Consider the following 16,790-nt stretch of genomic DNA (forward strand, 5'->3'; position numbering starts at 1 on the left):
TAGCCACGGCTCCGGGTAGCTGACGCCGTCGTAGGAGGCCCCGATCAGGCCCCGCACGGTGCTCGACGCCCCGTCGCAGCCGACGAGCCACGAGGCGGTCAGCGTCGAGCCGTCGTCGAGCGTGACGGCGACGATGTCGCCAGACTGTTCGAGCGCTGTCACCGACCGACCGGCGTGCAGGTGCACCGTGGGCATCCGCGCCAGTCGGTCACGTAGTGCCCGCTCGAGGCGGGGCTGGTCGAGCATGACGCCGGCCGGGACGCCGTCCGGCAGGCGAAGCGTCAGCAGCGGTTGGAGATCGGGGGCGAGCAGTTGCGAACGGCGCAACGGCGTCGCCCACTCGTCCCAGCCGTCCAGGCCGTCAATGCGGCGGAGGATCCGCTGCACGTGCGAATCGAGGACCGCCGCCCGCGGGTGGGCGTGCGGCCCAGACCGGGCGTCGGACGCCGGGTCCACGACGACGACGCGGATGCCACGGTCGCCGAGCAGTGCGGCGAGCACCGCTCCGACCGGTCCGCATCCGGCAATCACCACATCGGCGTCCACGGGTCGACGTTCATGGCCAACGCTCATGGTGGGCAAGGCTAGAGGGTTAGGAGCCCCTTGCCGGTCCCTCTACACAAGCCGGCGGGCCACTCACGGGCCATAGGCCGGTGTGACTCCTGAATTCCTCCGCACGATTCACCGTGGCGGCCGACGACGTCGCCCGGGTCGTGGAGCGCGTCCTGCGGCGTCGGCGGCCGCGTTCCCACTACCCGGTCGGCATGCTCGCCTGCAACGTGCTGAGGATGCGCCAACTGTTGCCGGGCCCGGCGTTCGACGCGTCTCAGAGCGAGGGCTCGGTGTTCGTGGCCCGCTCCTGACGAGGCCGGGTGGTGATGGCGTAGCCGGTGGTGGTGACGCCCAGTGCCACTCCCCAGCACAGGAACACCAGCAGGGTGGCGGTCACCGCCCACCCCTCCCGCACATCCGACCAGTGCGTGTCGCCGGTGAGCACCTGCGTCACGAGCACCGCGACGCTCAAGACGCCGTAGGTGACCAGCGTGAGCGCCACCCCGGCGGGGATCACCGCAAGGAGCCGGGGAACCGGTCGCCCCCGCAGTCCTGGCACCCAGCGTGGGAACTGCTGCCCCCAGCGCTGTATCAACCCGAGAACGAGCAGGCCGGCGAGTGGCGGGACGAGGGTGATCGCCACGCCGGTCCAGGTCGAGAGGTTCCGGTGGATGTCATCCAGTTGCCGCTGCGGAATTCCGAACGGAACGCCGAGCACCCACAGCCCGTGCGGCACGGCCCAACCGACCACCGGCAGAGCGACCGCCACGTACGCCCAGCGGCGGGTCCACCGCGGCACCGGCTGGTATCCGGCCTCCCGCGCGCCGCGCTGGGGAGCGCAGGCGTTGGCGAGCCCGGTGAACAGGAGACCGCCGGTCGCCAGCACGAGCCGTGCGCCGAGGTCGCGCCAGTCCGAGGGGCGTCCCGCCAACGCCGCAGGGATCTCGAAGAGCAGATGCAGCGGGAACGCGAGGACCAGGAGCAGCGCGGCCGCCGCCCAACTGCCGGCGACCGAGTAGCGGCCGGGGAACCGGACCGCGCACACGACCAGTATCGCGAGGGCGGCACCGACTCCCACCGCTCCCCACCCCGCCCAGAACGGCAGTGTCTCGACCCGGTTCGCGCCGCATCCGCCCGTCGGGTCGACCAGATTGGTGCGGTCGCAGGCGGTGTACCCCCACCGGCCACCCGCGATCCAGTACGCCCGCAAAGTCACCTCGGCGACGACGAACACGACGCAGGCCACCGCCCACGGCCGGACCCGAGGAGCGGCAGCTGATCGGGGGGAACGAGCCGAAAGACCGGACATGCCAACCCCCTGCGGAGCGTCCCGACGACGTGCCGGACCCGTGGCCGTGCGATCCGGGACCCGCACGCGCCCGGGCCGTTGCCTCGCCGTCATCGCTTGACCACCTCGACCACGGCTGGGGTCAGCGGCCCAGTCCGGACCGAGAGCGGTGCCAACCACGCCGCGAGCCGCTGTCCCCGCCGGTTGATGGGCGCCAATGCGACCACCATCGCCGCGGCATCCGACGCCGCCGTGACCGCGTTCGGCCCGACGAGTTCCTCCCCACGTACGGCAGAACCCGCCGGAACTCCGGCCATCGCCCCATCTGCCGAGGGCTCCTTCAGCGCCGGATAGCGCACCGCAACGATCACCTCGTAGCCGAGCACCAACCGGGTCTTCCCCTCCCCATGCGATCGGTCGACAACTCGACCAGCCACCCCGGGACTGACAGAACAAGGCTTGATGGTCATGGAGCAATGCTCTGTGCGACTGGCGGGGCTGTCCTCCCCGTTGAGGGGGACGTGCTCCCTCTACCGGGGGAGTGCAGCACCCGCGCGCAGATCCTCGCCGACCTGAGGCTGACCGCGCAGGACGTGGCCCGCGACGTGACGGAGTTTGCCAGCGCAGCCGTGGAGAACGAGGTCGGCTTGAATCGCGGGGCGAGACGGACATCTCGGCTCTAGTTCAGCAGCGCGCATGGCAGCCGAAGAAGGCATGAAGCCTCAGCGGATTGGCGATGGTCCGGTCAGTCCAGCACCTCCACGGTGTCGCCGACGTTGACCGTACGACCGTCGCGGGACGAGCCGCCCGGTTCGGTCCGCACCGTCATCTGCAGACCGAAGAGGAGCTTCTGGCCGATGTTCCGCCGTGCGGCGAGCATCCGTAGCGGCTCCCGCCCCCGCTCCCCGGTCTCCTGGTCGATCGTCGCGACCAGACAGCGGCCACATTCGTTGACGCCGTGGAACACGGCCCCGCCGATCCTGATCCGCCGGCCGACCCACTCGCCCTCGGCCCACGGCGCGGCACCGCTGACCACCAGGTTGGGGCGAAACTGGATCATCGGCAGCGGCCCCTCGGTGCTGCCCGACTCCAGCAGCCAGTCGTTGAATGCGTCCAGCGACGCGGTGTTGGCCAGCAGCAGCGGAGTGCCGTCGGCGAAGCTCAGCTCGGCGCCTGAGCCGGCCGGAACCGGCCAGGGAACGAGGTTGCCGGTGGGGTCACCGAGCCAGACCAGCCGGGCATTGCGCCCCAACAGTCGGGTGAGCCAGTCGTCCGCCTCGGGGCCGGCGGCGCGTACCGGTGCGGGCGACCGCCCCCGGAACACCCGGACCTGGATCGCCTCGCCGCCGGTCGGTTCGGCCAGATCGAGCGGGGCCAGCCCCGGCGCGTCCAGGGTCAGTCCGCCCGGCCGGGACACCGCCCGCATCGTCACCAGCTCCCGGTGCTGACGCTGGGTCAGGCCGACCCCGTGTTCGTCCACGATCAGCCAGCGCCGGTCGCCGTCCAGGCCCCACGGCTCGACCCGCGCCGTGTCGCGGTCCATCCGGCGGCACCCCTTCACCGGGTACGTGTGAATGGAGGCGACTCGCATCCGGCCAGGATGGCACGACGCGGCGTGACGCCGGTACCCCCGGAATCGAGCAAGTCTGATACCACCTGTGGCAGCATCGGGGTCGTGTGACGCGATCTTCCCACAAAGTCGACAGTGTCTGGTGAACTCGGCGCCTACGCGCTGGGGTGCCGGGGCCAGACCGTTCTGCAGGAGGCAGGAGGAGGCATGGCGTTGGGCCGAGTGCTGGTGGTCGGTCTCGATCCCGTCCGGATTCCGGGCTGGGATCCTGAGCCGGTTGTGGCGGCGATAGCCCGCGGTCAGGCCCGTTTCGCCGAACATGGTGTCGAGGCGGACCTGTGCCTGGTGGCACCCGACGAGGACGCCGAGGGAGCGATCGTCGAGGCGCTGACCCGAAGGGACTACGCCTGCGTGGTGGTCGGGGGCGGGATCCGCAAGCACGAGCCGTTGCTCGAGCTTTTCGAGAAGGTGGTCAACCTCGTCCGGCAGCATGCTCCCGGCGCGGCCATCGCCTTCAACAGCACCCCCGAGGACACCGCCGACGCCGCACTGCGGTGGCTGCGGTAGGCCGCCCGACCCTCATGGCGTCGAGGGTCGGCGATCGATCCAGTCGGTGATGAGCTGGCGTTCGGCGAAGAACCACCGGCTCTCCTGCCGAACGAAGGTGTCGCGATACCGGATCGCCATGACCATGAGGCTGCGCTGTCCCTCCTCGGTCCAGAGGTGGTGCGCCAGGCAGTAGGTTTCTCCGGTGGCGCGGTCCCCGTCGATGGTCACCGTGCTCTGACCGTTGAAGTGGGTCGTCTTCTCGTAGTTCTGGAGCGCGCCGAAGGCCGCGGCCAGTTCGTTTCGACCGTTCAGGACCTGCGTCGGCGTGGTCGTGTCGGGCTCGCCGTCGTACACGGCGACGCGGGCGTCGGCGGTGAAGAGCGCGGCCTGTCCCTGGGCGTCGCGGCGGTCCGCCAAGCGGGCGTAGGCGTCGACCAGCTCGCGGAGGGCTGTCCGATCGGTGGCCTGCTCGGGGGAAGGGTTGGGGTTGCTCATGGTGGTTCCTCGTTGCTGTGCGGGACCGTGATCCCGTTCCGGATTGGCAACGACGATACTGGTCCAGGTCGGTATGAACCGGCCAACACCGATTACCTGGTACGGCGGTAGCCGCAGCCTGTGGCCCCTCGTGTTTCGCGTCAGCCTTGGCCGGTCGGTGGCACTCAGCCGGTGGTGGTGAGGTCCATCGTGGCGGCCAGCTCGGTCACCACGTCCGTTACGCGGCGCAGCGCGGGCGAGGGGTTGTCGGCCCGCCAGATCATCTCGGTGGTGGCGATTTCCCCGGCCAACGGTACGAACACCACACCGGTACGGCGCAGGTTGTGCGCCGACCAGCCGAGCCGGGTGATCCCGAGACCTGCCGCGACCAGGCCGAGCAGCCCTTGCACGCTGGCGTCTCGGGCGACGATGTCGGGGGTGAACCCGGCGGCGCGGAAGTTCTCGTCGAACGTCTCGTGCCACGGTTGCCAGGAACTGCGCGGGGTCATGACCCACCGTTCGCCGGCCAGCTCGGCCAGGGTCAGCTCGGTGCGGTCGGCGAGTGGATGCCCCTCGGGCAGGACGACGCACACCTGTTCGGTGGCGATGGTCCGTGCGGCCAGGCCCGGGACCTGTGGCGGTCGGGTGAACGCGAGGTCGTACCGGCCGCTGAGCACGCCCTCGACCAGCGGGGCGATGGTGGTCTCCTCGGTGATCAGCTCCAGGCTGGGGAGGCGTTCCCGGGCGGCCCGGACCACCGGCGGCAGCAGGTGGTTCGCGGTGGTGGCCAGGAACGCCAGGCGGAGCCGGCCCGTCTCGCCGCGCACGGCCCGCCGGACTACGGCAACGGCCTCGTCGGCGCGCTCGAGCACCGCGCGTGCCTCGGGCAGGAACAATGCCCCGGTATCGGTGAGTCTGGTGCCCCGGCTGTCCCGGTTGAACAGTTTCGCGCCGAGGATCCGTTCCAGCGCGTTGATCTGCTGCGAGAGCGACTGTTGCGTGATCATCAGCCGGCTGGCGGCCTGGGTGAAGCTCGACTCCTCGGCAACGGCGACGAAGTACCGGAGCTGCCGAAGATCAGGGGTCACAGGCCGAGACTACCGCCGTGGCAGGTAACCGGTGTTGGCCGCGCGAGACTGCCCGGCAGCAGCATTGTTCCTGTTCACGACGACACGTTGAGGGAGCAGGAACATGCAGGACAACACGCAGGGTCGGGTCTGGCTGATCACCGGCTGTTCCTCCGGCTTCGGCCGGGAAATGGCGCTGGCGGCGGTGGCCGCCGGCGACCGGGTGATGGCCACCGCTCGCCGGCCGGAGACCCTGGCCGACCTGGCGGAGCAGGACCGGATCAGCACAACGGCGCTGGACGTCACCGATCCGGCCTCGATTGACGCCGCGGTACGGGCCACGCTGGCTGTGTACGGCCGGATCGACGTCCTGGTCAACAACGCCGGTTCGTTGGTCCTCGGCGCGGTGGAGGAGGTCACCATGGCGGAGCTGCGCCAGCAGATGGAGGTGGTCTTCTTCGGCGCGGCCGAGGTCACCAAGGCGGTCCTACCGCTGATGCGCGAGCAGGGCAGCGGGACCATCGTGCAGATGAGTTCGCTGGGTGGGCAGAAGACGTACCCGGGATTCGGGGCCTACCACGCCGCCAAGTGGGCCCTCGAAGGGCTGTCCGAGACGCTGGCGACCGAGCTGGCGCCGCTGGGCGTACGGGTGCTGATCGTAGAACCAGGCGCGTTCCGTACCGAGTTCAACAACAACAAGCACGTCACCGAGCAGACGGCGGCGTACCGGGACACGGCCGGGGCGACCCGCCGCCTCACCCACGAGCTGTCTGGCGCGGAGCCGAACGACCCGGTGAAGGGTGCGGCGGCGATTCTCAAGGTGCTGGACAGTGACCGCCTGCCGTTGCGACTCCTGCTCGGTGGTGACGCGGTGGACGGGCTGCGCGAGCACCACGAGGCGCTGCTGGCCGAGGTCGCCGCCTGGGAGGAGATCAGCCGCTCGACGGCGGTCGCCTGACCGACACACGTGCGGCTACCGGGACAGGTACGCCTTGATGCTGGTCGGGACACGTCCTGCCGCGTCCGCCATGGCGGTCTGCGCCTCTCCGCTGACCGGCACGAGAGTGCCCAGCTTGGGCGGGATGACGATCAGGTCGCCGACCGGAACGACCCGTTCGGCCTGTTGCCGCTGGTCCCCCTCGGGCACGGTCCAGATGATGTAGACCAGCCGGACGCTCATCGGTTCGCTGTCTTCGTTGCGCAGCGACACGGCGGCGAATTGGCTGTTGCGGTCGAGCACGCGGCCGGAGTCGTCCACCGGCGCGACGATCGGTTCGACATCGGCCACCGGCGCGTCGACCCTCTCCGCAGTGCGTACGGACACGGCCACATCCTCCGCCACCTGCGCTCCCTCGCCCGTGAAGATCAGCACGTCGACGCCGCCGCCCGGTGCGACGACCAGCCGTCCCCGGTCGCTGCCGTAGACCGTCGTGACCTTCACTGTCGGTAGCGGGCCTCCGGTGGCATCGATCGCCGTGAACTCCAGTGTCGGGGCGACCATCGCGGTGCTGTCGTTGTAGATGGTGAGGAGCTGGTTCATGTACCCGTCCCCGGTGGTGGCGGCGAACTGGAACCGCAGCAAGGAGGCGGGGCGAGGTCGAGTAAGGAGCCCGCAGCCGGCCAGCAGCAGCGTAGCCACGAGCCCGGCGACCACCCGTAGTGCTGCCGGGGTCGCGTGGGCACGTGAGCGGGGGCTGGTCGCGGTCGAGGAGGGGAGCGGCACCGGCGCAGGATACGGCGGGGCCGGTCGGGGCGTTGCCCCGTGGGGGTTCCGTCGGCGGCGGTAGGCCATTCCCGTGGACCGGTGCCGTGGGTGGCCCCGTTCGGTACTTCTCGGACGGGGCCACCTCCTCAACTGCTCAGGTCACGTGCGGTCGTCGCGCAACCGGTAGCTTGCGAACGGTCGGGATGAGGAGGAGACAGGTGACTGCGTGCAGCGGGCGCACGCCGGCGACCAGAGGCTGCCGAGGTCGCACGACTTCTGGACCGCCGTCTACCAGGCGATCGACGATTGACCGCGGGGGCCGGCTGTCGATTTCCTCTCCCGCGCGATCGGCGAGCTAGCCGCTTGCCGCGTTGTGCTTCGCCACCAGACTCGGGAGTTCGTCCAACGAATCGATGCGGAACAGGCACTGCTCAGCCACGGCGGGGTCGTCGAGGATGTAACCCCACGGACCGCGCCGGATCAGGCACGTCTTCATACCGGCCTCCATGGCCGGGCGTGCATCGTTGTCGGGCCGATCGCCGACGTACAGGATCGACGACGCGTCGCCACCGCCTTCACGAATGACATGCGCGAAAAAGGCCGGTGACGGCTTCGCCACGCCCCAACCGTGCGACGTGCCGATCACATCCACGGACAAATCGAGGGCGCGGAGGAGCGCCTCGGCATGAGCTGGCTGGTTGCCGGCCAGGCCCACGAGCAGGCCCTGCTCCTTCAAGGAGGTCAGGCACGATCGCGCGTCGGGGTAGAGATCCTCTTCGCCGAACGACTCCGGTGTGCCAGCGGCCGCGCGCCGTTCGAGCTCGACCGCGAGATCGAAACCGGGCCGGAAGACCCGGAACGGTTCCTGCCAGTCCAGACCCCGGGCGATCGCCGCACCGAAGACCGCCGAAAACGTGTGCCGTGGAACGCCGAACCAGTCCGCCCAGCTCGCGAACTCGCGGGACTCGTCGAGAATCGTCCCGCCGACATCAAAAAAGATCGCGTCGATCACCTGCGGTCCTCCGTCACCGTCGCGCCGCCAGTGGATCATAGACGTGATCGTTGGGACCTCGCTTTTGATCATGACGGGGCGATGGGTGCCGGAGGGATTGCGACGAGCACCTGCGCACCTGCTCTTCCGCGACTGGTTGCGGCCTCTGCCGCGAGGCGGGCTCGGCCCGGGTTCAGGCGGATCCGGCCAACCCGCGGACGGCGACGAGACCGGGGACCGGGACGCGGCCGAGTTCGCGACCCGTGCCCGGATCGTGCCAGCTCACCGCGTTCCGCTGGCCCACGTAGAGGCGGCTGCCGTCCCGACTGAGCACGAGGCCGGCGACCGGCTCGCCTACCCGCCAGTCCACCGTGCCGGTCAGGCGGGTGAGGCCCAGGGCCCGCACCGTCGTACCGGCGGCGAGGAAGAGGCGGTCGTTGCCGGCGGCGGCGTGCGCGGCGCCCGTTGCGCGGTCCTGCGGGACCGTGCGGCGTACCGCCAGTTCCTCGGTGGAGATGTCCGCGACGGTGCCCGACGAGACGTCGGCGACGAGGAGCCGACCTCCGTCGGGGCTGATCGCCATGGCGTGGCCGACTGCGGCCGCCTCGCCGAACGGGTGCGGCAGGTCGATGCAGTACGCCCACCGCTCCCGCAGGTTCAGGGTGTGGACGAACGCGTGCGCGTTGCCGGGCCGACCGCTGACCAGGTCGCGGGTGTGCTGATGGCCGGGCTGGTGGGTGTAGAGCGTGTAGAGGACGGTGCGGTCCGGGGCGAGCACCGCCTGGCGCCCGTCGCCGCGCATCTCCTCCTCGGCGCCGGGCGGAACCGCCGACTTGTCGCGGGTGGACAGCGGGCCGGGCTCACCGGTGGCGAGGTCGACGACCCGCACCCGGTAGCGGTCCGGCGCGGTCGGCGGGAGCCAATCGAGGACGAACAGCCCGGTGCGGTCCGCGGTGAACGCCTCCGGGACGACGTTGCCCCGCAGGTCCAGCCGGTGGCGTGCCCCGTTGACGTCGGCGACCAGCACTGGCGTCACCTCCCGCCCTGCTGGGCGACCGCCGTTCACGGTCGCCCCGGTCGTGGTGAGCGCCAGCCCCGTACCGTCGGCCGAGACCGCCTGGGGTACCCAGCGCCCGGGTAGCACGGTCTTCGCCGACGCGTGGGTGGTCGTGGTGTCGATCCGCCAGCAGGCGGTGTCGGGGCCGTCGGGGGCGGTCGCGAAGATCCAGGCGCCGTCCGCGCTGGCGACGGCGCGGGGGATCGTTCGCCGGTCGGTCCCGCGGAGGAGAGCCTGCCCTTCGTCGACGTGGACGAGCAACGGATCGGGAATGGCGACGGCCGGGGACGAGGCGGTGCCCCGGGTCGGCTCGCAGCCGGCCAGTGCGGCGGCACCGGCACCGGCGAGCAGGGTCAGGATGCTGCGGCGTGAGATGGTGACGGTCATGCCCGGGTGACACCCTCGAAGCCGTCGAGGTTCCATGCCGCGAAAGATGGAACCAGCGCCGTGCGGCCGGTGTCATGAGGGTGATCGGAGCGGAGGTCTCCACTGGACGACGACGAGCTTGTCACCCGTGCTCGCGCCGGTGACCTGGAGGGGTACGAACTCCTGGTCGCCCGGCACACCGCGTCCGCGTACCGGACGGCGGTGCTGCTCGGCGCCGGATCGGACGCGGAGGACGTCATCCAGGAGGCGTTCGTGAAGGGGTTCCGCAACCTGTCCCGCTACCGCGGCGAGTCGTCCTTCCGGTCGTGGCTGCTCGCGATCGTCGCCAACGAGACCCGCAACCTGCACCGGTCCCGCAGCCGGCGGGACGGTCTGATCCTGCGGGCCACGGCGGCGGACCCCGGGGCGCAGGTCGGCGAGGACGCCGCGGTCGGCGGGGTCCTCGCCGCGGAGCGCCGGGCCGCGCTGGTGGCGGCGCTGCGCCAGCTGCCGGTCAAGGACCGCGAGGTGATCGTGTGCCGGTTCCTTCTCGACCTGACCGAGGAGGAAACCGTGACGACGCTCGGCTGGCCCAAGGGCACCGTGAAGTCACGGACGTACCGGGCCCTGGCGAAGCTGCGCAGCCTGCTCGACCGCGAGGAGGTGCGCCGTGGATGATCTCGAGCGCGAACTGCGGGACCTCGCCACCTGGCTGGAGACACCCGAGATTCCCGACGTGACCGCCCGGGTGCGGGCCCGGCTGGCCACGCCGGCGCACCGTCGGCGCCGCTGGCGCTACTGGCTCGCCGCGGCGCTGGCCGCGCTGCTGGTCGCCCTGCTGCCGCCGGGGCGGGCCGCCATCGCCGACGCCGTGGCGGGACTGCTGCGCTTCTCGGGGATCGTCATCGACACCACCCCGGCGCCGATGTCGCCCACCGGCGTGCCGTCCCCGTTGCCGGCGCAGCGGCCCGCCTCCCTCGACGAGGCGCAGCGGCACGTCCGCTTCCCGATCCGCGTGCCAGCCGAGCTGGGCGACCCGGAACAGGTGCTGGTCGCCGACCCGGACGGCACCGGGGCGTACCGGGTGGTGACGCTGCTCTACCGCGGTGGTGCGCTGCGCCTCGACGCTTTCGACGGTGGCCTCGACCCGGTCTTCCACAAGCAGATCAGTGGGCCGGGCGTGGAATGGGTCCAGGTCCACGGCGACTTCGCCATCTGGATCGGCGGCCCGCACGAACTGGCCTACGTCGACCGCGCCGGCACGGTGCGGGTGGAGACCGCACGGCTGGCCGCGGCCACGCTGATCTGGGAGGACGCCGGTGTCAGCTACCGGCTGGAGGGCGATCTCACCCGGGACGGGGCGATCGGGATCGCCGCGTCCCTGGACTAGGCGCGGGTCGCGCCGCGCGACAGCCGTCATCCGCCACGGGCGGAACCCGCGCTGCCCGACCGGTGTCGTCAGGGCAAGGGGGTGCCGCCGACCGGCACCGGTTCGGAGGTGCGAGATGCGTTCATGGGGCAGGCTCCTGCTGGGGTCGGTGGTCCTGCTGGCGGGCTGCACCACCGCGGGGCGGTCGGCCACGCCGGCCACCCCGGCGGCCGGTGCAACGACCGGCTGTGCGGCCCACGTCGAGGCGGGCAGGCTGCCCGACTGGGCGGACGCCGGGTTCAGCGGGGACGCGCGCATCGCGCATGTGTTCGGTGCGAAGGGCGACATCGTCGCGGTGCTGTTCGGCCAGCCGCTGGCCGTCGGCCGGACGGAGGGGCCCAACAACAAGATCCTCTGGGTTGCCAGGCCGGCGGCCACGCCGTCGCCCGACCCCAGCGCGCCCACCACCCTCGTCATCACCGCGACCCTGGACGGCACCACGACCCGGGCCACCCGCGAGGTCGCCGGCGGCCCCGGCCCGTCGATCATCGACCTGCCGCAGGCCGGCTGCTGGCACCTCGAACTCCGCTGGTCCGGGCGCACCGACACCATGGACCTCGTCTACGTCCCCGCCTGAGGACAGGCACCGCGACGCTGGACACCTCTGCCCACCATGGCGTCATGAACGGATGGCATCGGCCGTACTCACTCGACATCGCCACCGGCTTCGCGGTGCAGGGGCTTGTCCCGGTGGCCCTTGTCGCCACGTTCCTCGTCGTCATGTACCTGCGCGCGTCGATGCCGGCGCCGTTCGCGGTCCTCGTCGGAGTGTGGCTCGTCTGTGCCGTGGTCGTCATGGCGCGGCGGGCGATGCTCGGCGTCTACGTCAGCGATCGCGGCCTCCGGTCCCGGTCCCTTCTGCGTACGATCACGGTGCCCTGGGCGTCGGTGGCGGAGATCCGCAGCGGCACGGCCAGCATCGCCGGCCTGGACATGGGCCGCCCAGGCGCCCCCCGCCGGCAGACCCGCGCCGCCCCTCGGCTCGCCCGCGCCGTCCGCCGTCGGGGGCAGCCGGCCGGCGAGGCCCTCCGCCGGCGTCGGCCCGACCCGCGTGGCCGGGGATGCCCTCACCGCCGACCAGCGGCGCGACATCCACGCGCTGACCCGACAGCACGAGCGTGGGGCGCTCACCGACGCCGAGTTCGCCGCCGAACTGGCGAGGATCTCCGCCGTCGACCAGGCCGGGTCGCATATTCGCCGCGATCGCAGGGTAATCGGTGGTGGTGACCACACCTGAGCAGAGTCGGCAGCAGGAAGACGCGCTCGAGAGAGGCGCGGTGTATCAGGACGCCGAGGGGCGTCGCACCACGGACGCCGGAGCGGGAGCCGCGCACGCGGACAGCGAAGCCGACCGCAACGCCGAGCACCTGAGGCGTGGCGAGGTCGGTCCGGGCATCCCGGAGGAGTAGGCCCGGTCGGGTGCTGGAGCGCAGCCCGAGGAGTGCGACGATGGTTGTCCATGACGCCGGCATCCGGACGGAGGACGGTCATGGCGCGGGACAGCGAGCCATCGGTGCGGCCGGCCAGACGCCACCACCTCCGCGACGCCCATCTGCACGTCCTCGCCGTGGTGATCTTCGGGCTGCTCGCCTGGTCGGGACTGGACGGGCTCGACCGGGAGGTGGCCGGGCTGGCCGTGCCCTCGCTGGTCGTCGGGCTCGCCGGCGCCGTCCGGGCGGTCCTGGCGGTCACCGGGATCCTGCCGCCGCTGAGGCGTCCGGCCGCGCGGCAGGCGGTCCGGGGGATCCTGGTGCTGATCGCCGTGGTCGCCCTGGCGGCCGGGTTCGCGCTCGCCCCGAGCGGGATGGACCGGGGCTTCGTCATCGCGGTGGACGCCGTTCTCGCCGGTGCGCTGGCCGGCTACGCGTTCCTGGGCGAACCGCGGCGGGCCCTCGCCGGGACCCGCTGACGCCGGACCGCCGCCGAGCAGCAGCGCGGATCGCGCCCGGGCTGTTCATTCCGTCTCCGGTGGGGTGGGCGGGACGGCCAGGGCGATGGTGAGGGCGAGCACCGTGGCCGGTTCGTGGAGCCGGTCGCCGTACAGCTCCCGGAGCTTGCCCATCCGGTAGCGCACGGTCTGCGGGTGCACGAACAGGTCGGCCGCCACGTCGTCGCGGCGGCCCTGGTGCAGCAGCCAGGAGCGCAGCGTCTCGGCGAGCCGGTGCGCGGTGGCCGGGGGTAGGTCGGCGAGCGGCGCGAGGGCCTGGGCGCGCAGGTCGGCCAGGGCCTCCGGGTCCATGCTGAGCAGCAGTTCGGCCAGGTGGTGCTCGGTGTCGACCGGCCCGGCGTCGGGTTCGCCGAGCCCGAGGGCGAGCGCCCGGGTGGCCCGCTGGTAGGAGGCGGCGACCCGGTGCCACGGCCGGGCCGGGCCGAGCACCGCCCGGTGCCCGTGCAGCAGGCGGGTGAGCTGGCGCCGCCGGGCGCCGTGCGTGTCCGGCACCAGCAGCACGGCCAGTTCCTCGGCCGGGTCCATGCCGGGCAGGTCCTCGCCGCTCTCCAGGGTGTGCGGGCCGAGCAGGGCGAGCACCGCGCGCAGGTTGTGGCGGGGCAGGAGGACGACGGTGAGGGTCTGCGGCAGCGGCCAGTCGGCCCGTTCGGCGCTGCGCCGCAGGATCTCCTCGGGCTCCCCGGCGAGCAGTTGCTGCGTGAGCCGTTCCATGTTGCGGCGGCGGGCCCGGCCGGCGCTGGCCCGCTCGTCGCCGTGCCCGGCCACGCTGGCCGCGGAGAGCTCGTCGATGTACGCGAACATCAGCTCGGCGAACTCGGCCACCGTCCCGGCGGACAGGCCGCTGCGCACCGTGGTGGCGGAGACCTCCCGCCAGGCCACCCGCGCCCCGACCCGGTACGCGGCGAGCAGCGCGTCCATGCTGCGCCCGGAGCGGGCCTCGCCGCTGCCCAGCGCGTATGCGGCCTCCAGGGCCGGGGCCAGCGGGGTGCTCGGATCGGCCAGCTGTGCCCCGTCGATGAGCTGGAGGAAGGTGCCCAACGCGATGCGTACCGCGTTCTCGATCTTCTCCCGCATGGTGCCGGTGAGCGCGCCGGAGTAGTCGGGGACCTCGGCGGTGATGGCGCTGACGGTGCGCTCGGCGACGATGGGGAGCCGGTCACGCAGCCGGGCCGACACCCGCTCGTCGAGTTCGAGATGGGCGGCGCGATAGTTCGACTCGGACTCGTCCGACATGTTGTTCTCCCCGAACAAAAACCTGCGGGCCTTTCACCTTTGCCGGTCAAGATGTTATGCGATCACGCAGTCACCCTGGTGATATGACCACAACTGCCCCCCGCCGCCCCCAGAAGGTGACCTTCCGGGACAGACTGCTGCGGCTGGCCGGCGCGGTCACCACCCCGTTGTTGCCCGGTGACTACCTCGACCTCGTCGCGCCGCTGCGCGCAGGCGCCCCGCTGCGTGGCCGGATCGTCGCTGTCCGTCCGGAGACCCGGGACGCCGCGACCGTGGTCATCCAGCCGGGCCGCAGCTGGCAGGGGCACCTGCCCGGACAGTACGTGCGCCTCGGCGTGGACGTCGACGGGGTGCGCCAGTGGCGGGCGTACTCGGTCACCTCGGCGCCGGGCGCCGCGGACGGCCTGATCTCCGTCACCGTGAAGGCGATCCCGGACGGGAAGGTCAGCAACCACCTGGTCCGCCGGGTCCGTCCCGGCACGATCGTCCAGCTGGACCAGGCACAGGGCGACTTCGTCGTGCCCGAGGCGACGCCCGGACGGGTCCTCTTCCTCACCGCCGGCAGCGGGATCACCCCGGTCATGGGGATGCTCCGCGCCGGCCTGCACGACCGGGCCGACGTGGTGCTCGTGCACTCGGCGCCGACCCGGGACGACGTCATCTTCGGGCCGGAGCTGCGGGCGCTCGCCGAGGCCGGCGCGCTGCGGCTGGTCGAGCGGCACACCGACACCGACGGCCTGCTCGGCGTCGACGAGCTGGCCGACCTGGTGCCCGACCACCTCGACCGGCAGAGCTGGGCCTGCGGGCCGATCGGCATGCTCGACGCCGTCGAGGGGTACTGGGACTCCCACGGGCTCGCCGACCGGCTGCACACCGAGCGGTTCCGGCCCACCGTGATCTCGCCGGGGGAGGGCGGCACCGTGACGTTCACCGAGGCCGGGGTGACCGTCGAGGCGGACGGGGCCACCCCGATCCTCGACGCCGGCGAGCAGGCCGGAGTGCTGATGCCGTCCGGCTGCCGGATGGGCATCTGCTTCGGCTGCGTCGTCCCCCTGCGGGAGGGCGCGGTGCGCGACCTGCGCAACGGCGACGTCACCACCGCCGTCCCCGGCGACGGCGTGCTCGTGCAGACCTGCGTGTCGGCGGCCGCCGGTACCTGCGACATCGAACTCTGACAGGAGGCCCTCCGACGTGACAGTGATCCAGAAGAAGGCGGACAACCCGATCGCCCACCTCAGCGCCGAGGACATCGAGATCATCGGCAAGGAGCTGGACGCGATCCGGGACCGGGTGATCGCCGACCGGGGTGAGCGGGACGCCCGCTACATCCGCAAGGTGATCAAGACCCAGCGAACGCTGGAGCTGAGCAGCCGCGCGGTGCTGCTCTTCTCGCTGTTCCCGCCGGCCTGGATCGTCGGCACGGCCGGCCTCGCGGTGGCCAAGATCCTCGACAACATGGAGATCGGGCACAACGTCCTGCACGGGCAGTGGGACTGGATGCGCGACCCGAAGATCCACTCCACCACCTGGGACTGGGACCACGTCTCCCCGCCGGAGCAGTGGAAGCACTCGCACAACGAGCTGCACCACCGGTACACCAACGTGCTCGGCAAGGACAACGACCTCGGGTACGGCATCATGCGGGTCGACGAGGACCAGCCGTGGCACCCCATGTACCTGGGCCAGCCGTTCTACAACTTCGTCAACGCCTGCTTCTTCGAGTACGGCATCGCCGCGTACGACCTGGAGCTGGGGGAGAACCTCAAGAACGGCCGGCACAAGGACCCGGCGTTCCGGGCCCGGGCCAAGGCGGTCGGCCGCAAGATCCGCCGCCAGGTGCTCAAGGACTACGTGCTGCACCCGCTGCTGTCCGGCCCGTCGTTCCTGTCCACGCTCGCCGCCACGTTCACCGCGAACCTGATCCGCAACCTGTGGAGCCACTCGGTGATCATGTGCGGGCACTTCCCGAACGGTGTGGAGACCTTCGAGAAGACCTCCATCGAGGGCGAGACCCGCGGCGAGTGGTACCTGCGGCAGATGCTCGGCTCGGCCAACATCAGCGGTAGCCGCCTGCTGCACATCATGACCGGCAACCTGTCGTACCAGATCGAGCACCACCTCTTCCCCGACCTGCCGAGCAACCGCTACCAGGAGATCGCCCCGCAGGTCCGGGCGCTGTTCGACCGGTACGGGCTGAAGTACACCACCGGCCCGCTGCCCAAGCAGGTCGCCTCCGCCTGGTGGAAGGTGATCCGGCTGTCGCTGCCCAACCGGCGCGCCGAACGCCGCCAGCCGGTGGCCTCGGCCCCGCTGGTCTCCTCCGGCACGGCCTGACCGGTCGCCGCCCACCGGAACCATTCCGGTGGGCGGCGCCGCCGCCGATCGGCTACCGTCATGGGCATGGACCTCAGGCGCAGCATCACCGCCGCGGCCGCGCGAGCTTCCCGCTCGCCGGTTGCCGCCGCCTGACCTGCCCAATCCCCGCCGGCGACCGGAAACGGTCCGCCGGCGTCGTCGTGTCACCCACCGCCCGCGCGGCGGACCGTCCGGTCGTCCCCACC

19 protein-coding genes are annotated in these 16,790 nt (G+C 71.7%); 9 read left to right on the top strand and 10 right to left on the bottom strand.

The features are described 5' to 3' along the window. From ACFYPD_RS30705 to ACFYPD_RS30720, 4 genes are all read right to left on the bottom strand, one after another. Positions 1-573: FAD-dependent monooxygenase (locus ACFYPD_RS30705; protein ID WP_387121384.1), on the bottom strand; the 573-nt coding region annotated here is incomplete at its 3' end. 253 nt (positions 574-826) lie between these two features. Then, on the bottom strand, positions 827-1,786 hold the full coding sequence (locus ACFYPD_RS30710; RefSeq protein WP_387121132.1) for a hypothetical protein: 960 nt from the start codon (positions 1,784-1,786) through the stop codon (positions 827-829). Positions 1,787-1,950: 164 nt separating this feature from the next. Further along, positions 1,951-2,310, bottom strand: coding sequence for a hypothetical protein (locus ACFYPD_RS30715; protein WP_387121135.1), 360 nt, complete (start codon positions 2,308-2,310; stop codon positions 1,951-1,953). Positions 2,311-2,585: 275 nt separating this feature from the next. Then, positions 2,586-3,431 carry an MOSC domain-containing protein gene (locus ACFYPD_RS30720; RefSeq protein ID WP_387121138.1) on the bottom strand — a complete coding sequence of 282 codons (846 nt, stop codon included), beginning with the start codon at positions 3,429-3,431 and terminating at the stop codon, positions 2,586-2,588. 186 nt (positions 3,432-3,617) lie between these two features. Here ACFYPD_RS30720 and ACFYPD_RS30725 point away from each other — a divergent pair, with 186 nt between their 5' ends. Next, positions 3,618-3,977, top strand: a complete 360-nt coding sequence (locus ACFYPD_RS30725; RefSeq protein ID WP_387121140.1) for a hypothetical protein — start codon at positions 3,618-3,620, stop codon at positions 3,975-3,977. Between the two features lie 12 nt (positions 3,978-3,989). Here the strand turns inward: ACFYPD_RS30725 and ACFYPD_RS30730 are convergent, their stop codons facing one another. Then, positions 3,990-4,454 (bottom strand): nuclear transport factor 2 family protein, encoded by a 465-nt coding sequence (locus tag ACFYPD_RS30730; RefSeq protein WP_387121142.1) that lies wholly within the window; start codon positions 4,452-4,454, stop codon positions 3,990-3,992. A gap of 164 nt (positions 4,455-4,618) precedes the next feature. Beyond that, positions 4,619-5,521 carry a LysR family transcriptional regulator gene (locus ACFYPD_RS30735; RefSeq protein WP_387121145.1) on the bottom strand — a complete coding sequence of 301 codons (903 nt, stop codon included), beginning with the start codon at positions 5,519-5,521 and terminating at the stop codon, positions 4,619-4,621. Between the two features lie 103 nt (positions 5,522-5,624). Between ACFYPD_RS30735 and ACFYPD_RS30740 the strand changes: the two genes are divergently transcribed. After that, entirely contained in the window at positions 5,625-6,458 is an 834-nt protein-coding gene (locus tag ACFYPD_RS30740; RefSeq protein WP_387121148.1) for an oxidoreductase, read from the top strand. Positions 6,459-6,473: 15 nt separating this feature from the next. Here ACFYPD_RS30740 and ACFYPD_RS30745 read toward each other — a convergent pair whose 3' ends face one another. The 3 genes from ACFYPD_RS30745 to ACFYPD_RS30755 form a co-directional block, all read right to left on the bottom strand. Next, the gene (locus tag ACFYPD_RS30745) at positions 6,474-7,223 is read right to left on the bottom strand and encodes a hypothetical protein (RefSeq protein ID WP_387121151.1); all 750 of its coding nucleotides are present in this window, start codon (positions 7,221-7,223) and stop codon (positions 6,474-6,476) included. Between the two features lie 337 nt (positions 7,224-7,560). Next, entirely contained in the window at positions 7,561-8,217 is a 657-nt protein-coding gene (locus ACFYPD_RS30750; RefSeq protein WP_387121154.1) for an HAD family hydrolase, read from the bottom strand. 172 nt (positions 8,218-8,389) lie between these two features. Beyond that, positions 8,390-9,640: a YncE family protein gene (locus tag ACFYPD_RS30755; protein WP_387121157.1), complete on the bottom strand. Its 1,251-nt coding sequence runs from the start codon at positions 9,638-9,640 to the stop codon at positions 8,390-8,392. 201 nt (positions 9,641-9,841) lie between these two features. On the opposite strand from ACFYPD_RS30755, the gene ACFYPD_RS30760 reads away from it, so the two are divergent. From ACFYPD_RS30760 to ACFYPD_RS30780, 5 genes are all read left to right on the top strand, one after another. Further along, the gene (locus ACFYPD_RS30760; RefSeq protein WP_387121160.1) at positions 9,842-10,297 is read left to right on the top strand and encodes an RNA polymerase sigma factor; all 456 of its coding nucleotides are present in this window, start codon (positions 9,842-9,844) and stop codon (positions 10,295-10,297) included. Continuing rightward, positions 10,290-11,009 carry a hypothetical protein gene (locus ACFYPD_RS30765; RefSeq protein ID WP_387121162.1) on the top strand — a complete coding sequence of 240 codons (720 nt, stop codon included), beginning with the start codon at positions 10,290-10,292 and terminating at the stop codon, positions 11,007-11,009. Before ACFYPD_RS30760 ends, ACFYPD_RS30765 begins: the two co-directional genes overlap by 8 nt. A 115-nt stretch (positions 11,010-11,124) precedes the next feature. After that, positions 11,125-11,625, top strand: coding sequence for a hypothetical protein (locus ACFYPD_RS30770; protein WP_387121165.1), 501 nt, complete (start codon positions 11,125-11,127; stop codon positions 11,623-11,625). A 474-nt stretch (positions 11,626-12,099) separates the two neighbouring features. Further along, positions 12,100-12,285 carry a hypothetical protein gene (locus ACFYPD_RS30775; protein WP_387121168.1) on the top strand — a complete coding sequence of 62 codons (186 nt, stop codon included), beginning with the start codon at positions 12,100-12,102 and terminating at the stop codon, positions 12,283-12,285. A gap of 252 nt (positions 12,286-12,537) precedes the next feature. After that, complete coding sequence (locus tag ACFYPD_RS30780; RefSeq protein ID WP_387121171.1) at positions 12,538-12,957, top strand: rhomboid family intramembrane serine protease; 420 nt, start codon at positions 12,538-12,540, stop codon at positions 12,955-12,957. 45 nt (positions 12,958-13,002) lie between these two features. Here ACFYPD_RS30780 and ACFYPD_RS30785 read toward each other — a convergent pair whose 3' ends face one another. Next, positions 13,003-14,229, bottom strand: coding sequence for a PucR family transcriptional regulator (locus ACFYPD_RS30785; RefSeq protein WP_387121174.1), 1,227 nt, complete (start codon positions 14,227-14,229; stop codon positions 13,003-13,005). Between the two features lie 83 nt (positions 14,230-14,312). Between ACFYPD_RS30785 and ACFYPD_RS30790 the strand changes: the two genes are divergently transcribed. Both ACFYPD_RS30790 and ACFYPD_RS30795 read left to right on the top strand, forming a co-directional pair. After that, positions 14,313-15,404, top strand: a complete 1,092-nt coding sequence (locus ACFYPD_RS30790) for a ferredoxin reductase (RefSeq protein WP_387121177.1) — start codon at positions 14,313-14,315, stop codon at positions 15,402-15,404. A 16-nt stretch (positions 15,405-15,420) separates the two neighbouring features. After that, positions 15,421-16,563 (top strand): fatty acid desaturase family protein, encoded by a 1,143-nt coding sequence (locus ACFYPD_RS30795; protein WP_387121180.1) that lies wholly within the window; start codon positions 15,421-15,423, stop codon positions 16,561-16,563. The last annotated feature ends 227 nt before the right edge of the window (positions 16,564-16,790 follow it).

The organism is Micromonospora sp. NPDC005299 (genome assembly GCF_042872345.1).
In the GTDB taxonomy this organism is placed as follows: Bacteria; Actinomycetota; Actinomycetes; order Mycobacteriales; family Micromonosporaceae; genus Micromonospora.